13 protein-coding genes are annotated in these 16846 nt (G+C 47.4%); 7 read left to right on the top strand and 6 right to left on the bottom strand.

The window, feature by feature from the left end; translation table 11 throughout:
* Window positions 1-16 precede the first annotated feature (16 nt).
* On the bottom strand, window positions 17-1099 hold the full coding sequence (gene nrfD, locus Q4Q49_RS12230) for an NrfD/PsrC family molybdoenzyme membrane anchor subunit (protein ID WP_311999468.1): 1083 nt from the start codon (window positions 1097-1099) through the stop codon (window positions 17-19).
* Complete coding sequence (gene dsrO / locus Q4Q49_RS12225; RefSeq protein ID WP_311999467.1) at window positions 1089-1871, bottom strand: sulfate reduction electron transfer complex DsrMKJOP subunit DsrO; 783 nt, start codon at window positions 1869-1871, stop codon at window positions 1089-1091. The genes nrfD and dsrO overlap by 11 nt, the downstream gene beginning before the upstream one ends.
* Window positions 1872-2151: 280 nt before the next feature.
* Here dsrO and Q4Q49_RS12220 point away from each other — a divergent pair, with 280 nt between their 5' ends.
* The 7 genes from Q4Q49_RS12220 (at window position 2152) to Q4Q49_RS12190 (ending at window position 13281) form a co-directional block, all read left to right on the top strand.
* A complete protein-coding gene (locus Q4Q49_RS12220; RefSeq protein ID WP_311999466.1) occupies window positions 2152-4167 on the top strand; it encodes a PhnD/SsuA/transferrin family substrate-binding protein in 2016 nt (671 codons plus the stop codon).
* A gap of 2 nt (window positions 4168-4169) precedes the next feature.
* On the top strand, window positions 4170-4790 hold the full coding sequence (locus tag Q4Q49_RS12215) for a response regulator transcription factor (RefSeq protein WP_259214812.1): 621 nt from the start codon (window positions 4170-4172) through the stop codon (window positions 4788-4790).
* 387 nt (window positions 4791-5177) lie between these two features.
* A complete protein-coding gene (locus tag Q4Q49_RS12210) occupies window positions 5178-8852 on the top strand; it encodes an ATP-binding protein (protein WP_311999465.1) in 3675 nt (1224 codons plus the stop codon).
* Window positions 8852-9505 (top strand): hypothetical protein, encoded by a 654-nt coding sequence (locus tag Q4Q49_RS12205; RefSeq protein WP_011790751.1) that lies wholly within the window; start codon window positions 8852-8854, stop codon window positions 9503-9505. Before Q4Q49_RS12210 ends, Q4Q49_RS12205 begins: the two co-directional genes overlap by 1 nt.
* A 48-nt stretch (window positions 9506-9553) precedes the next feature.
* Complete coding sequence (locus Q4Q49_RS12200) at window positions 9554-10774, top strand: phosphoenolpyruvate carboxylase (protein ID WP_311999464.1); 1221 nt, start codon at window positions 9554-9556, stop codon at window positions 10772-10774.
* Window positions 10762-11634, top strand: a complete 873-nt coding sequence (locus Q4Q49_RS12195) for a hypothetical protein (RefSeq protein WP_311999463.1) — start codon at window positions 10762-10764, stop codon at window positions 11632-11634. Before Q4Q49_RS12200 ends, Q4Q49_RS12195 begins: the two co-directional genes overlap by 13 nt.
* A 402-nt stretch (window positions 11635-12036) precedes the next feature.
* On the top strand, window positions 12037-13281 hold the full coding sequence (locus Q4Q49_RS12190) for a dicarboxylate/amino acid:cation symporter (RefSeq protein ID WP_012588595.1): 1245 nt from the start codon (window positions 12037-12039) through the stop codon (window positions 13279-13281).
* A gap of 94 nt (window positions 13282-13375) precedes the next feature.
* Here Q4Q49_RS12190 and Q4Q49_RS12185 read toward each other — a convergent pair whose 3' ends face one another.
* The 4 genes from Q4Q49_RS12185 to Q4Q49_RS12170 form a co-directional block, all read right to left on the bottom strand.
* Entirely contained in the window at window positions 13376-13846 is a 471-nt protein-coding gene (locus tag Q4Q49_RS12185) for a hypothetical protein (RefSeq protein WP_006084178.1), read from the bottom strand.
* A gap of 450 nt (window positions 13847-14296) precedes the next feature.
* Window positions 14297-14791, bottom strand: coding sequence for a TIGR00645 family protein (locus Q4Q49_RS12180; protein WP_006084177.1), 495 nt, complete (start codon window positions 14789-14791; stop codon window positions 14297-14299).
* A 460-nt stretch (window positions 14792-15251) separates the two neighbouring features.
* Window positions 15252-15791, bottom strand: a complete 540-nt coding sequence (locus Q4Q49_RS12175; protein ID WP_115333860.1) for a hypothetical protein — start codon at window positions 15789-15791, stop codon at window positions 15252-15254.
* Window positions 15788-16798, bottom strand: a complete 1011-nt coding sequence (locus Q4Q49_RS12170) for a hypothetical protein (RefSeq protein ID WP_311999462.1) — start codon at window positions 16796-16798, stop codon at window positions 15788-15790. The genes Q4Q49_RS12175 and Q4Q49_RS12170 overlap by 4 nt, the downstream gene beginning before the upstream one ends.
* Window positions 16799-16846: the final 48 nt, after the last annotated feature.

Genomic DNA, 16846 nt, shown 5'->3' with positions numbered 1-16846 from the left:
TAAACTAATTGGGTGCTCAGCGAGCAAGCTTTGCTGTAGGCGTGTGGCGAATAAGTTCGGAGACCAGCGCCATTAATGCCAGCCAAAGGCCGAAGGTGCCGGCTATGCCTAATAGTCCTTCGGGTCCCCAAGGCAGTTGATAGAGGTAAGTCCCTGCGCCGTATTTAGGATCGGTTTGCGCTTGGATTAACACTATCCAGCGAAATCCCCACGCGAGATGAATGGCCGTGAGGCTGACGACGAACATTGCCACATTGGGTAAGTGACGAATGGCGAGCATCAGTGCCAGTACGGCGAGTGTGACCAGTACCCAAATTGCAGCAAGTTGCCAGCTTGGACTAGTTTCAAGCAATAACGCGGCTTCAGGGGCCGAGCCCTTATCGAATAATGCCCAGCCGATAAGGCACAGGGCGAACAGACCAAAGCTGGCCCTTACCCAGAGTAATAGCTTGTCTTGGGTAGTTTGTTGGTAGCCTTTTAATAATCGATTCAATACCGCCAAAGTGCCGCAGGCGGCGAGCAGGGCGCTCATCGCCATTAAAGGTGGTAGCCAATAGGTATGCCACAGTGGCCGCGCCTTAATGGCCATGGTTTCCATGCCAGTGTAGAGGGCAATACTGCAGGCACTCAGGGCCGTGATCAGTGCGATCGGCTTGATGAATTTGTCACTGTTCCAATCACCGAATCTCAGTAATTGGCCTATTTTACTCACCCAATCTGAGTCTTGATTCGCGGTGTGCTTAGGCAGATATTGACGCAGTAATAGCCAAGCAAACAACGCGCTGGTGCCCGAGAATACCGGCAGTAAAAAGGCGCCATACCACATCCACGAATCGGGGCGCACTTGCGCATAAAAATGCCAAGCACGCAGCGGTTGGTGTAAATCGGCGAGCAAGGCAATAGGCGCGACTATGCCTGCGGTCAGCATTAAACAGGCGCAGAGTTTCAGTAGTCTGTCATCGGGTTTCGCGTGACTAAACAAGTGTATTGTCGCGACCCACACACTGGCATAGGCCAAACCCATCATAAAAAAGTATTGCACCGCCCAAGGTAGCCAAGTAATGGCGATATCTGGGGTAAAGATTTCTTTAATGACCATGGTGGATCTCCTCGCCAGTATCGGTAAGTAAGGTTCTTACGGGAGCTTGGCCGCTAATCTTGTGCTCAAAAGCGCTGCTCATGCCGATGTAGAACACGCGCGGCGAAGTATTGGCCGTCGGTTTGAGTACCTTGATATCGGTTTTATTAGTGGCGAGCAGTTGGCTTATCTGACTGTTGGGATCGTTAAGATCGCCAATTACACGGGCTTCTCCCACGCAGGTTTCGACACAGGCGGGCAGTAATCCCGCATCCAACCTATGGGCGCAGAAGGTACATTTGTCGGCGGTATTGGTATCGTGGTTGATAAAGCGCGCATCATAGGGGCAGGCTTGTACACAGTAGCCACAACCAACACACCATTCATTGTTGACGACCACTATGCCGTCCTTGCGCTGGAAGGTCGCGCCCGTAGGACAAACTGGGATGCAGGGCGGGTTTTCGCAGTGATTACACAACCTTGGCAACATCAAAAAGGCGGGCGGCGTGGTATCTTCCTGCTGCGAGACTTCATACTGCTGCACTGTGGTACGAAATTGCCCTAGGGGCGGTTGATTCTCGATAGTGCAAGCGACGGTACAGGCTTGGCAGCCCACGCAGCGGCGTAGGTCGATCACCATGCCGTAACGTTTACCCACTTGGCCTTCGCTAGCACTGTGCACTTGAGGACTGCGTTTATCATCCTGTGCATACACTTGCACCACAGGGATCAGTGCGGCGCCAACACTGACGCTGGCCATTTTGCCGAGAAACTGACGTTTACTCTTGTCCATACAGATTTCCTTCACTCTTGCAGATGGCGAATAAACTGGCTCATAGACCTAGAGTTAAGGTTTATGGCGAGGTTTAGAGGCATTCTGTAAAAGGCGAGGCGGCATAACTATAGTGGTTTTCCACATATCAGGCGTGGTTTTGATCTAGCGCAACAAATATCCGTTAGAATAGCCTTCAAAATGATAGGGTTTTATTTTTTGTTACTTGAGTTTGGCCTTTTCTTAGCTTGAGTTGGACTTGATTTTAGTGTGAGTGACTGGGGATAAAGGATTGCACTTCATGTTATTGAGGATGATGAAAACTGTGTTTCGCTTAGCTGTATCGGTCAAGTGGCCGTTATCGATTCTGAGCACTCCACATTCCGTGGCAATACCGAGAAAAAAGCCAAGGAACGCAGTGTTATTCCTATGCTTGCTGGCTTCGGTTAAGGTGTTTGCTGCGGAGCCACTGAATCAAAGTGCGCATTCGGGATTAACTGACCCTGAGGTTGTTGCTCAAGTTGCTATCGAAGAGCCCAGTTATCAAGTGGTCGATGTGGGCGTGTTAGCCATCCGCGGTTATAAGGCAACCATCAACCGCTGGCAACCTTTGATGGGGTGGCTCGAAACCCAAATTCCCAACAGTTACTTTAGGTTACATCCTCTCACCCTCGATGAGCTAGCTAAGGGCGTTGAAACCCAAGGGCTCGATTTTGTGATCACCAACCCAGGGCAATCCGTGTTGCTGGCGCGGCAATATTCCCTTACTTGGTTGGCGACCCTGCGCAGTCCGTTAAATAATGGCGCGGCGATGCAAGTGGGTTCGGCGCTGGTGGTGCGCGCCGATTCACCCTATCACACCTTAAGTGATCTTAAGGGACGTCGACTCGGGATCGTATCGAAAAATGCCTTTGGTGGTTACTTGACCTTAGTGTACGAAGCGCAGCTAAAGGGTATAGATTTACCTCGTTTTGTGGGAGAGATCATTCCGCTGGGGTTCCCGCTAGATAACTTGATTTATCAGTTAGATGATCAAAAAAGTGGTGATGATGCGGCGAAAGATAATCGACTGGATGCGGCTGTGGTGCCTGTGTGTCAGCTTGAGCAGATGCAGGCAGAAGGGCTGATTAACATCGCCCATTATCGAGTGCTCGATAATCAAGCGCCTGCGGGATTTAATTGCCAAGTCTCGACCCACCTTTATCCCAACTGGTCTATGGCAAAGACCAATCGCGCCTCGCAATCTCTAGCTAAAAGCGTGACCCAAGCGCTGCTGGCACTGCCCGAAGATCACCTCGCCGCTAAGACGGCCGATTCTGCGGGTTGGACCACGGCCGTGAGTCAGCTGGCGATCGATCAGTTACTTAAAGATCTCGACATGCATCCCTTACAAACACCTTGGTGGCAAAGGGCGTGGCAGTGGGTCAAGTTACATCAACAATGGGCTTGGTTTGCGTTAGGGATTTTGGTTTTACTCAATGCGTACCATTTCTGGTTGGAGTATCGCTTTAGTCGTCGCGGCCGCGAGTTGATAAACACTCAGCGCCAGCTCAATGAAAACCGTGCGTTACTGGAACATGCCCAGCGTATCGCGATTGCTGGCGAGCTTGGCGCTAGCCTCTCCCATGAACTCAATCAACCTTTGGCGGCGATTGGCCATTATTGCCATGGCGCCGAAGTGCGATTACAACGGGGGACTAGCCCTGAGGAATTGCAATCGGTATTGACGTTGATCCAGCAGGAAGTTACACGGGCCGACAGCATTATCAGCCGTTTACGCAACCTGTTGAAGAAGCGGCCTGTGTCGAAACAACCTTTGTACTTGCATGAGCTGGTCAATGAGACTGTGCCGCTGCTCGCCTATGAGTTTGAACAACATCAAATCAATCTTGCCGTGAATGTGAGCGGCGAGCCCTATTTACAGTCCCTCGATGAAGTCGGCATGCAGCAGTTGTTGCTCAACCTGCTAAAAAACGCCGCCGATGCCTGTGTTCAGCGGCTAGAGCTTGAATCCAGTGGCACAGAACAGATCATCACACAAAAGCCATACACGCCGACGATCGATATCGATCTTCGCTACCAAGAACGCACACTCTTGCTGACAGTCACGGATAATGGCACTGGTTTAACCGAAGCTGCCAGCTTGCTGATGCAAGCCTTTTATTCCACTAAATCAGAGGGGTTAGGTTTAGGCTTAGTGATTTGCCGCGATATTGCCGAGAGCCATGGCGGGACGTTTAGCCTAGAAAGCGCTATGGGCGGCGGTTGCCAAGCGCAGGTTGCTATACCGCGTAAACTTGAACCCAATGGAGCCTAGTGATGAGTCTTGAGTTACCTGTGTATTTAATCGATGACGATGACTCAGTGCGTCGTTCTTTGCGTTTTATGCTCGAAAGTTATGGCCTTAAGATCACCGACTTTGATAGCGCCGAAGCCTTTTTTACCGCCGTAGACTTAACCCTGCCGGGTTGTGCGCTGGTTGATGTGCGTATGCCGGGTTTGAGCGGCCCGCAGTTGCATCTTGAATTAGTCGCCAAAAATAGTCCGTTAGCTCTGATTTATCTCACCGGACATGGCGATGTGCCTATGGCGGTTGAAGCACTTAAACTCGGTGCGGTGGATTTTTTCCAAAAGCCCGCCGATGGCGCTAAGTTAGCCGAAGCGGTACTCAAAGCACTGGAACATACTAAGGCCCATCATCAAGACAATCAGTATCTTGAGACGTATCAAGCGCTCACACCAAGGGAGAGGGAAATACTCAACCTGATTGCCCAAGGGCTGAAGAACCAAGAGATCGCCGATAGCCTTTGCATCGCCATGCGCACGGTCGAGATCCACCGCGCTAATTTGATGAAAGGCATGCAAGTGGGATCGCTGGCGGAAATGATGCTGATTTATAGCCGGATCGCCGAACGCCTGCGCCTTGAAGATAACCGCTAAAATTTACCTTTTACTGCGCTAATTGCCGCTTTGTTAGCCGCCTATTTTGGCTAAGTTGTCGTATCATTGGCGGTTAGTATTGGCTTTGCTAGTAGCTTAGTTCTGGGCTTAAAGAAGAGCTTAGTTCTGGGCCCAATTCTGGGCGTAAAGATTGTGAGCCATGGCATTAGTGCATCGCCGCTTAATTGCCAATACACTGTGATTGCCTTATTTTAGGGGCACTATTTTTAGGCCACGATTTTTAACATCACTTTTTAGTCACTTTTTTAAAGTGTTTATTTACAGTGACGATTTTAATGTCAGTGGCCCTCTTGGATTGTTTTCTCTTTGTCCTGTAGAAGGCTTCTGCAGCTTAGATAAGACGCTCCCGTTTGCATAAGGAATGAAATGGCAAGCTTGATTCGTATTGTGCTGATTGATACGCACCTTCCGGGCGTTGTGGAACTCGCCCTCAATGGCCATACCAACATTTGTGGTACTAACGCCTCGGGTAAGACGACATTACAACGTCTAGTCCCTGTTTTTTATGGCGAATACCCAAGCCGCGTGGTGCCTTCAACCCGCGACAGTTTCGAGCGTTGGTACTTGCCACACGATTCAAGCTACATCATTTACGAATATCAAAAGGCCGATGGGTTACTGTACCAAGCCGTGCTGGCATCGGCGGGTGATGGTAAGGGCGTTAACTATCGCTTTATCGCCAAAGGTTTTGAGCTAAGCGATTATATTAAATCGCAAAATGGCGACACTATTCTGTGCCACACCATGGCGGAATTAGGCCGTGATTTAAAACGTGCCGGCATCGCCACCACTAACTTGCTCAACACCCGCGAATATCGCGCCATTATCCAAAACGATCGCACCCTATTAAGCACGGGCAGCAACCGCAGCGAACTGCGCGGCTATGCCCGCCAATTTGCCCTGTGTGAGAGCGAGCATTCCCTGCGCCACATCGAAAAACTCGCCAAAGCGGTGCACTCCAAAGAAGGCAAGATGGAGACGGTCAAATCTATGATCGCCGCCATTTTAGAGGAAGACGGAGTTAATCCGCCCAGCTCACGCTTAAATCCACAGCGCGTTGAGGCGTGGATCCGTGAAAGCCAACTTATCCAAGGGTTTGAAGTCATTCGCCCTGAGTTTGAAAAACTCGAACAAGAATTTAACCAACTGCTCAGCGCCGAACTGCGCTTATCAAGCTTGTCCCGTGGTTATCGCAACGATGAAACCTTAGAAGCTGATCGCCAAGATATTCAGCAAACCTTATCTAAAGAGCTGAATTTAAAACTCAGATTGCTCGACGATGAATGGAAAGAGCAGCGCGATGAGCTCAACCTCGATTTATCGGCAGCCAAGGGCGATGTGGCAAAGTGCGAGTATGAACTCGATGCCATTGAAGATCAGCACAGCGCCTTTTTAGACGCCAACATAGAGCAAGCTAAGGCCGATCTTGAGATGCTGCCAAACTGGCGCACCGATGTTGAAAACCTAAGTGAACGCCATAAGCTGCAAACCGAGAAGCACCAAGATATCGAGGCGGCCTACAATGCCCGTCGCAGTAAGATTGGCGAGCAGTTAAACCGCGAGCTAGAAGGTTTGCATGCCGACCAAGATAAGCAGCGCGAAGCCCGCGATAAGCAACGCGAAGTCGCGCGCACCGATATCGACGCTTTAGAGTTGCAATGGCGCAACCAAATGGATGCGGGCAAGGCCAGCTTTAGCGAGCAGGAATACCAATTTAAACTCACTGCCGCCGAGCTTAAATTACGTGTCGATGGTGTGACTTACACCGAAGAAGAAAAGCTGAGCCTAGCAATTTTCGACGAACGTATTCACCGTGCCGACGAAGAACAAGAAAGCTGCAATGCCAAGGTCGAACGCTTAAGCAGCGATGAGCGCAAGCTTAGAGCCAAACGCGACCAAGCAAACGAAGCCTTGCGTATCGCCACCTTAAGGGTGAACGAGCGTCAAACTGCGCTGGATGAACTGCACCACATGCTGTTCCCGCAATCCCACACCCTATTGGAGTTTCTGCGTAAGGAAGCCCAAGGTTGGGAGCAAAGTTTAGGAAAAGTGATCGCACCTGAACTACTGCATCGCACTGATTTACATCCCAGTTTAGTAAGTGAGTCGAGCGAAGCTTTCTTTGGCGTACATTTAGATCTTAAGGCGATCGATGTGCCTGAATATGCCGCCTCTGAGCAAGAGCTGCGGATTCGGTTAAGTAAAGCCGAAGAAGCCCACACTAGCGCCCAAGAAATGCAGGCCGAGGCCGAATCTCAGCTAGTGGCGATTAATGGCGAGTTGGATAATCTCAGCCGTGAACTCACTTTTGCCCGCACAGCGTATAAAAATAGCCGTGACGATCTGCGTCGCCTATTCGATGAAAAGCGCAGTGAGCAAGATAAAATCAACAAAGCATTGAGCGATCGCAAAGCCCATGCGGGACAAAGACTGACCCAGCTGGATGGCGAGCTGAAACAGCTTAAACATCAGCACGAACTCTGGCTCGAAGAGCAAAAAGAGCAAGCGCTCGAAGCGCGCATGGAAAAACAAGCCTATTGGCAGGAAGTGATCGGCGCGCTCGACAATCAACTCGGCCAAATTAAAGCGACCATTGAAGGCCGCCGCGAAAGTGCCAAAATTGAGCAGAAAGCCTGCGAGACCTGGTACAAAAACGAGCTTAAATCCCGCGGTGTGGATGAGGAGAATATCCTCAAACTCAAGCAACAAATTCGTGAGTTAGAAACCAAAATCAGCCGCGCTGAGCAGCGTCGTAGTGACGTACTGCGCTTTGATGATTGGTATCAACATACTTGGCTGATGCGCAAACCTAAACTGCAAACTCAGCTTGCCGATGTGAAGCGCGCGGTATCGGAAATCGATCAACAACTTAAGGCGAAAACTCAGGATGTTAAGGCTCGCCGTCAACAACTCGAAACCGAGCGTAAAGCGTCCGATGCGGCGCAGGTTGAAGCCTCTGAAAACTTAACTAAGTTACGCGCAGTAATGCGTAAACTCGCCGAGCTTAAGTTGCCGAATAATAACGAAGAAGCTCAAGGTAGCCTAGGCGAGCGTCTGCGCCAAGGTGAAGATTTGCTGCTAAAACGCGATTACCTGATGGGTTCGGTGAAGCAATATGTGGAGCATTTCGACTCAGTGATCGCCAGCAAGTCAGGTTCGGGCCTTGCGGAAACCTGGGAGCGTGCCCGCGAAGAATCGAGCTTTATCAACGACAAAGGCATTCGTTTGCTGGATTACCGCAAGTTAGTGCCACAGCTTGAGCAATTGCTGAACGTGATAGTGCCGCAATCGATTACTGCGCTGCGTGAGCAAGGACGGATTTTTGGTGTCGACTTAACCGCCTTCTACGATGTATTAGCCGATATTGACCGTCGCATCGCCTCCCAAAGTGCACGCATTACCCGCGAAGTGGGTGAAGAGTTATTCCTCGATGGCGTGTCTGAATCGGCGGTACGAATTCGTTCGCGCATCAGCGAGTTAGAGTTCTGGCCTGAACTTGAACAGTTCGTCAAAGCCTTTAAACATTGGAAAGCCGATGGCTTTAATGGCTTGCCCGATGAGGATTACACCAACAGTATGCGCCGCGCCTTAGACATTATCGGCCGCGCCGCGTTAACGGGGGGCATCTCTAAGTTGCTGGAAATCGAGCTGCGCCTTAAAGAAGGTAACAGCGACTTAATTATCCGCACCGACAGACAGCTTAACGAATCTTCAAGCCACGGTATGGCATATCTGATTTTGTGTAAGTTCCTGTTGGCATTCACACGCTTGCTGCGTGGCCGCGCCGATGTGACCATTCACTGGCCAATTGATGAACTGGGCACTTTGCACCATACCAACGTGAAGAAGATTTTCGACGCCTGCGAAAACAACAATATTTGTGTGCTGGGCGCCTTCCCGAACCCAGAGTCTGAGGTGCTGAACTTGTTCGCCAATCGTTACATTATCAACAAACAAACCAAGAAGTTGCAGGTGGTGAAGCCTAAGGTCAACCCAATAGCCGACATGTTGAATAAGCGTTTGTCGAAGGAGGCCATCTAATGAGCGATGCAACTCAAACCGTATTAGTCGGTACTGGCGCTTTGATTGAATTGTTACTCAAGGGCGAGTTTATTTGCCGCACCACCAATGAAGAAGGCTGGCGCGCCCTTAAAAATAGCAGTACCCGCGAGCGGGTTGAAGCCTACTTAAACCAGATCAACCGTACCGTGGCGTCTGCCGCCGAAGGTGATGTGTTCTTCTGCGGTTACTTACAGTTAGGCGATGCCGAACGTAAAGTGATTTCATCGCAGTTTAAAGATATCTGTCAGGCATTGATCCCGCTGGTGGAATGGTTGGTATTAGTGCAAGAAGCCAGTGGCCAAGATGCGCCGCTGAGCGAAGGTGCGCCCGTGCGTTTAACCGAGCTGCAAAGCCGTATCGAAGACACGCCGGCGTTCCGTGAGCAGTTAGCCAAGCTCAGCCAATATCGTTTATTTGGCTCAACCAGCACTAACAGCGATGCGCAAATCAAATTAGTCTTCAAACGCTTAGTCGAACTCGGCTATTTAGTACGACCCAATGCGGAGAAGCAAATCTATATCGCCACGGGCAAGCTGGATTATCTGTATGAAGTCATTCGGTTTATTGACGAAACCGAAGGCCTAAGCCTAGAAGCGCAGGCGGAAACGGCGACTCAGCGGGACTTAATCTAATGTTGGCACGATTAAACCTAGGTAAAAGCTGCGACCAAGGAGGCCGTGATGAGCAGTAACTTACATCAGGCGGGGGTTAAGCTGCTCAAGCAGTTAGGTCGCCATGCTGACATCATTATGGACGCCTATTTGGCGGGTTCTCTTAACGAGGATGCGCATGATCCAAGCGTGGTTGAAAAGCTTAAACAAGCCGGTATTTTGTGGCGGCCAGAGCCAGATCAAGAGTTGCGGCTTAAGCGTTCTGTTCGCGCCTTGCTCGAAGAAGGCTTAAGCGACGAGCGTAATCGCCAAATCGACTCTAACGTCGGCTCGGCTCTCGCGACCATTAAAACCTTGGCCGACCACTACAAAGAGGCGCGCCATAGCTCAGATTACAGCGCCGCCGAGGCCTATTTATCGGATTTGAGCGAGCATGTGTATAGTTTCGCCGATAGTCTGCGTTATTCGATCCGTGTGCTCTGGGGCCGGATCAACAATGAGTTCGGTTACGTCGGTACGATCAACGCAAAGATCCGCGAAAATGAATTAGCCCAAAGCCAAGTCTCTGAATTACTTAATGGCTTAGAGATGTTCCAGTTTAGTGAGCTTGGCGAAATCGCCGGCGATATCCGAGAGCTGCGTAAACTCTTAGTGACGACTTTGCAAGAAACCATGAGCGACTGCGCCCAGGAACTGAGCGTTGTGCAGGGGCGTTTACTCGAACTCTTAGGTCGCTTTAGGCAAATCCGTGGCCGTACCCGTTTGCTTAAGGGCTGGTTACTCTACACTGACTTGCATCCGGATTATCGTCCTGCGGACCATGTGTCCCACAAGGAAATTCCAAGCCTATTCAATCGCGCCGAAATTTTGCTAGCGCCTGCTGCGGTAGATGTGCACAACGCCAGCCAAGAGTTAGAGTTGATGGGCATAGTCGCGCACATTAAAGCCATTAGTCGTCATCCCGTGATTGCGGCGGTACGTGAGCGAGATGCGTCCGTGTCACTCACCCAAAGTGAAGACTTCGATGTGCCGGATAATCCGCTTAAACAGGCGGTGGATGAGTATTTTGTCGATGTAATTGAGTCTGGCCTGCGCCAATCTGCGCTGGAATATCTGCTGGATAAGGCATTGCCTTGGGAAGCTGAGAGCTGGATTTATCAAGTGATTGGCGGCTACGAAGGCCTACCCGATGAACACAAAGCTTATTTTGAGCTTGAGCCTTTGGGTGAGCCACATCCCATCTATAGCGGTAACTTTATCATTCGCGATGTTGAGTTATGGCTCGCCTAGGCCAGCAACAACTGCAGCAGTTGGAGAAGGCTTTTATTAAGCGTTCTCCCAAGGTTAAGCTCACGGCTAACTGGCGCGCAATTTACCGCGAGTTAGAAGTGGGCGAGTTAGACGAGTCTGAAAAGCATTTGTGCTTCGCGCCCAAAGACTTTGATCTGTTAAGGCAAGGCGTATTGGCGCTAATGGGACTCGATCTCAGGGATCTGGATTTCAATGTCGATCGCATGGCGATGTCCGCCAAAAGTCATAATGAGAAGCTCGCTAAGATCCGCCCCGAAGCCGAGTATGTGTTACTCAAATTTCTGGGCTTTCAATCGCCACCTGTTGCAATATCCGCTTTATCCTCGCTGCGTATTCCTTTGGAGGAAGCACAAAAGCATTGCCGTGAACTTCATGTCGCAGCCATCTTAGTGGTTGAAAACTTGGATGTGTTTGATGTTATCCATCAAGCGCGTTTTCCTGAGGATCTAACGAACCTCATGGTTATTTACCGCGGTAGCGGTCATCATTCACCGATTGGTGTGCGGCATTTTTTGCAAGCAATGGCAGGCGAGCTGCCGATTATCGCCTTTACCGACTTAGATCCCGCAGGGCTGCAAATCGCCCATACCTTAATGGGGGTGACCCATTGCCTTGTGCCGCAACTTGCGCTGGCAGCACCTGCCGAGTTGTTGGGCATTGGGCAAATTAATTCAACCTATGATTTCGACAAGCAAGCGAAACAGACCAAATATCTTCAGCATGCCGATTTAAAGCGTTGGCAAGAATTAGCTTTTTGGTTAACTCAACACAGTATTAGCATCAAACAGCAACACCTGCTAGCTCACGGCCTTGAACTAGTGTTAGTGCCATATATTTAGCCATCACGCATGCCATCTCTCTGCGTTAGTGTAATTATCTAGTTTTAAATTCTTTTATAAGTTGAATTTCAGTCATTAAGACTGAGGTTGATTTTCTAATTGTTTTCAATATGTTTACATTGTGATTTATTGGTTTTCATTCTGTTTAAATATGCAGTTTTAAATAAGTCTTTAGTCTGCTCATTGATTGAACATAATTATTATTTATGATTTAAAATCAATTCATTACTAATTTTCCGTGATGCGGTTAGCTTAATTTAAGATGAAAAAGTGAAATTTATTCATTGAATTAACGGCTAGCATGTTTCACTATCCCCTGCCTAAGCCAAAAATGGATTGGCAATTGTGCTCATCATGGAAGATGAATAACAAAAAAACTACATTTCTGGGGAAACCACAAGCATGATGAAATCACTTTCGACGCGGATCTTTATAGGTCTGTTTGCGGGTCTTATTTTCGGCACAATAGTGCAGTACTTCTTAAACGATATCGGCTTCTTCTCGGACAATTTGGTCGAGCTTGCCGGCGGCGTTGGCACTATGTTCGTCAATATGATCATGATGCTAGTCGTGCCATTAGTGTTTGTGAGTATTGTTTGTGGTGTCTGTGAGCTGCAAGATCTTAAAAGTTTTGGCCGTTTAGGCGGTAAGACCTTTGGTTTTTACATCATCAATACCTTTGTCGCGATCGCGACGGCATTATTAGTCGTGCTGTTACTCGACCCTGGTAAAGGCGTCGATATGAGCAGCACAGACGGCGTGGCGATTACTGCTACTGAGCTGCCAAGTTTGATGGCACTGGTGATCGACATAGTCCCGCGTAACCCTGTAGCGGCGTTTATGTCGGGCAATATGCTGCAAGTGATCTTTATGGCTTTAATGCTTGGCGGCGTGATTAAGTCACTCGGTGAGCATGTAGCTGGCGCTGTGCAAGGTTTTCAAACCGCGAATAAAATCATGATGAAGCTGATTTCTGTGGTCATGAGTCTAGCGCCCTACGGTGTATTTGCCTTGATGTTCAAGCTCGGCGCGACTTTAGATGCTGGCGTGTTTATGAGCGTAGTTGAGTACATGGTGCTGATCCTCGCGCTGCTACTACTGTGGATTTTTGTGGTTTACCCTATGGCTGTGGGTATATTTACCCCAATTTCGGCCAAAACCTTCCGCGAGAAGACCCAAGAGCAAGTGCTGTTTTCACTGTCGACCGCAAGCTCGAATGCGACGATTCCTGTGACTATGCGTACCTTAACCGAAAAGTTAGGTGTGAATCGCGCGGTAGCTGGCTTTGGTGTGCCGCTCGGCGCGACCATGAACATGGGCGGCGTGGCGATTTACATCACTATTGCCATCTTCTTTGTCGCTAACGCCTTTGGCATGCCTATCACCTCTGATCAATTGCCTTCGCTGCTATTTAGTATATTCCTGCTCTCTGTCGGTGCCGGCGGTGTGCCTGGCGGCGGCATGGTGATGATAGGCGTGTTAATCCATCAAATGGGTTTACCGATAGAAGCCTTCGCCATAGTTGCGGCGTTAGATCGCATTATCGATATGGTGCTGACCTCTTGTAACGTGGTAGGTGATGCTGCGGTATTGACCATAGTGGACCAAACCGAGAAAGTGCATCAGGTTGAACTAGCGAAGAGCTAATCTGGACGTTAAGTCATATGCTATAAATGCAAAAAGCCACTGTCATCAGTGGCTTTTTTGTTCATATTGATCTATTTAATGCTGGCTGAGGAGCCTACTGGACGCAATCTTGTTTGAGCTTAGCCACAGCATCGGCAAAGCCTACGGCGACTAAGTCTGAACTAGTGTATTTACTAGAGCGGAAAGATACCGCTTCAAGGTGTAATTTTTGAGATTGGAGCTCACCTAAACTTCCCCATAGATCTGGGTTGGCTGCGCTCCCGCTGCTGAAATTCATCAGTGAGCCAGTACCATGTAATTTCAACTTGGTTTGTTCGCCACTGGTAATGATGAGCACGCTAGGATCACCATAAAATGCAAAGGATTCCGACATAGTAACATTGATGCTAGGTTGCAGATCTCCAACGGAACAGGCCAAGGTTAATTTGAGATTTTTATCGATAAAATCGATGCTATGACTCTTCAGTGGTATTCCTTCTGCGTTTAGAGTTGAGGCCAAATCTTCCTTGGCATGGGCGTAGCCAATATGGCTGACGAGCATGAGAGCCAGTAACTGTGTTTTCACTTTACTACCTTGCGCTTACAGTGATGTTTACTTACGAATGGATGCGTTAGAGACGAGTTTGTCAAAAGGGTGGCGATTATAGAGTTTTTTGACACTTTTGGGTAAGTATTTTAATAGATTTAAACCGTATGACTGATATCTAAATAATTAACGCAACAAGTTGGAAAAATAGATATTACAAATAGCCGTATTAAGATTTAAATGAGTGCTGATTAACGAGTCAATAAGGTGAAATTAAGTTGGGATGTGTGGAATCAGTCACGCGTTAAATAATGGGGGAAATGTTTCTATTAAGCTTGCTTTACGGTTTGACTTTATTAAAAGCCACTCAAAAGAGTGGCTTTTAATTTAGCAGAAACGAATGAAACGTTATCTTCGTTTAGGTTTTGCTCTCAAAACCTTCCACAGCGTTAACACCGTGATCGCTCCACTTACTAAGGCTCGAACTTGCTACTTACCAGCGCGGGTCATTTTGTCTAAATAGCCCATGGCAAAGGCTGACAACACAAAGGTGATGTGGATTAATAGGTACCACATGATTTTATCGTTATCGATATTCTTCACATCCATAAAGATTTTCAGCAGGTGTATAGATGAAATAGCCACAATAGAAGCGGCGACTTTGTTTTTTAATGAGCCAGAATCTAACTTACCGAGCCAACTGAGCTTCTCACTGTCTTCGCCCACATCTAATTGTGACACGAAGTTTTCATAGCCAGAAAACATCACCATCACGATAAGGCCACCCACTAGGGTGATATCAATCAGGGATAGGGTGACCAGCACCAGATCGACTTCGGTTATCTCAAAAATAATCGGTAGAATATGGAAGATCTCTTGGAAGAATTTAATGCCTAAACCGATTAGGACTAGGCTTAATCCCAAGTAAATCGGCGCCATAATCCAGCGAGATGCATACATCAATTTTTCAAATATTTGTTCCATATGGAGTAAACCCTTAGTGGTTAAAGCGTAAAAATCGAATCTATGATGCTAAAACAATAACATACTGGGTTAAAGTCGCGCTATCGGCGGATAGTTTTTCAATTCGATAATGGTATGAAACTCTTTATGCGGCCTTGCGGCCGAGGTGGATCAAAGTCGTGGGGCTTCACCCCACACCCGACCAAGGAGGACTGCTCGTCCTATCCTCCTTGGATGCTCCATGACGCCCCTAGCGAAGTTACATGCATTGATTAGTGGCTTCGTGCTTATTCGAAAATCGCTAACGCTTCCGATGGTACATCCTGTACCCCGAAAGCTAGCTCGGCATCCATGCCTCGCTCATGCTATTTTCTTCAACGCCCTTTAGCAACTTCGCAGGGGAGGTGAACTTCTGTGGCTAGTGTGTGGGCTGAAAATCCTGAAAGGGTTACGCCTGTCCCATTTTTTCGATCTTTCTGGTTTATTTGATATTGGCTTGTTCTCTTCGGTTTTCAATTTCTTTCTCTACTCGCGCTTTCTGAATGTTAAATAAACTATTTGGTAGAGTAAATGAATACGAAAATGCTATAAATGATAGAAATAGAATGACCTGTTCTACAAATACTTTAAAATCAGATAAATAAGGGAGAATGACAAGCCCCCAATGCGTGGTTTTAATGACGTCAAGAGCGTGAGGCACAGCTAGAAGCTTGTAAGAAAATATAGCGAATAACGTCAGAAGATACACATAGAGTAAGTTTTTAGTACTACGAAGTTTCCGAAAAGTATTTTGAGTTGCATTTTCAGCAACACGCCAGGAACCTGTGGGAAGAGAACTAGGATCACCAATGAGTGCTATCACACCTACTAAAAAACCAGCCAAAATAGAATAAATATTAACTAAGACATCAAGGGCTTTATCAGTTAAAAATGGTTGTAAAAGCACAGCAAAAATACCACTGAAAACAATAGTTAGCAGTAAATATATTGTTTTTTTTCTGTACTTTTTCCAGTTACTCATTGCTCTAATATGCCTTCACGCTCATATGCTTCTAACGATTCAACTAGCTTAAGCCACATTTTATCTCTATCAACGGACTTACCGTGTCGTTTTACCTTTACTGTATGTTTTAAGACTGTATCTTCATTAGTAAGTTTAGTACCGCTCTTGGTTGTTATCACATATCCGCCAACATTGGTTGAAGCCAATAACTTAGCTGTATTTTTCGCGTGTTCTTGACCAATATCAGCATCATTACCAGATGTTCGACCATCATGAGAAATTACAACCTTAGCATTTAATCCTTCTTTTTCGAGGATTTCAGCATCAGTGTCGTCATCTCTCAATACATCTAAAACACCTTTTACCATTTTGGTGATTTTTTGTAATTTTCCTGAAACTTTCTCTTTAGGATCAATACGTTTAATGTACTCTAAAGTGGAAAGATATGACACCGCATTGACAACTATATTGCTAACACCTTCATCTTCAATTGTCTTGACTACATCAATATCCGCAACCTGCTGTATGTCCATTACATTTGATTCTTTTACGTAACCGCCTTTTTCTATCAATGATGATAAAAATCCATTAATAACACTTGCTCTAAAAGTTGCAGCAGGGCTCATGATTAAGTGATTACCAAAAATACAAACGAATCCTTCACCATCGAGAAACTCTTGATCAATAGGAGCATCATAAGTACCAGCTTCAAGCTCTGCACTTGCTTTTGATGGTTTATTGATAGTGTTTGCTGAAGCACCCTCTTCATACAGACCCACAGAGAAAAGAGTACAATCCCTATTCCCATAACTTAGTTTAGCCTTACGGCTAGATAGCTTCATGCCAACGACAGAACGTTCTTCTCCTATATAAAAAGTACGTTCTTCAGTTGAGTTCAGTTTTAGCCAAGCGGACTTCGTCATTGTTTCAAGTGTATCTTTAACAGCAGCACCTTCAATTTTGGCGAATTCACAACGAAAATAGTAAACAGTTCTGTTCTTCGGTTTCTCTTTCTTTAGGGTCATATAAGATCACTTAAATTAATGTAAATACAACACTTATCAATGGGGTCT

It is taken from the genome of Shewanella sp. SP1S1-7, assembly GCF_031932105.1.
GTDB lineage: Bacteria > Pseudomonadota > Gammaproteobacteria > Enterobacterales > Shewanellaceae > Shewanella > Shewanella baltica.
This window is presented reverse-complemented; position numbering and strand designations above follow the sequence as displayed.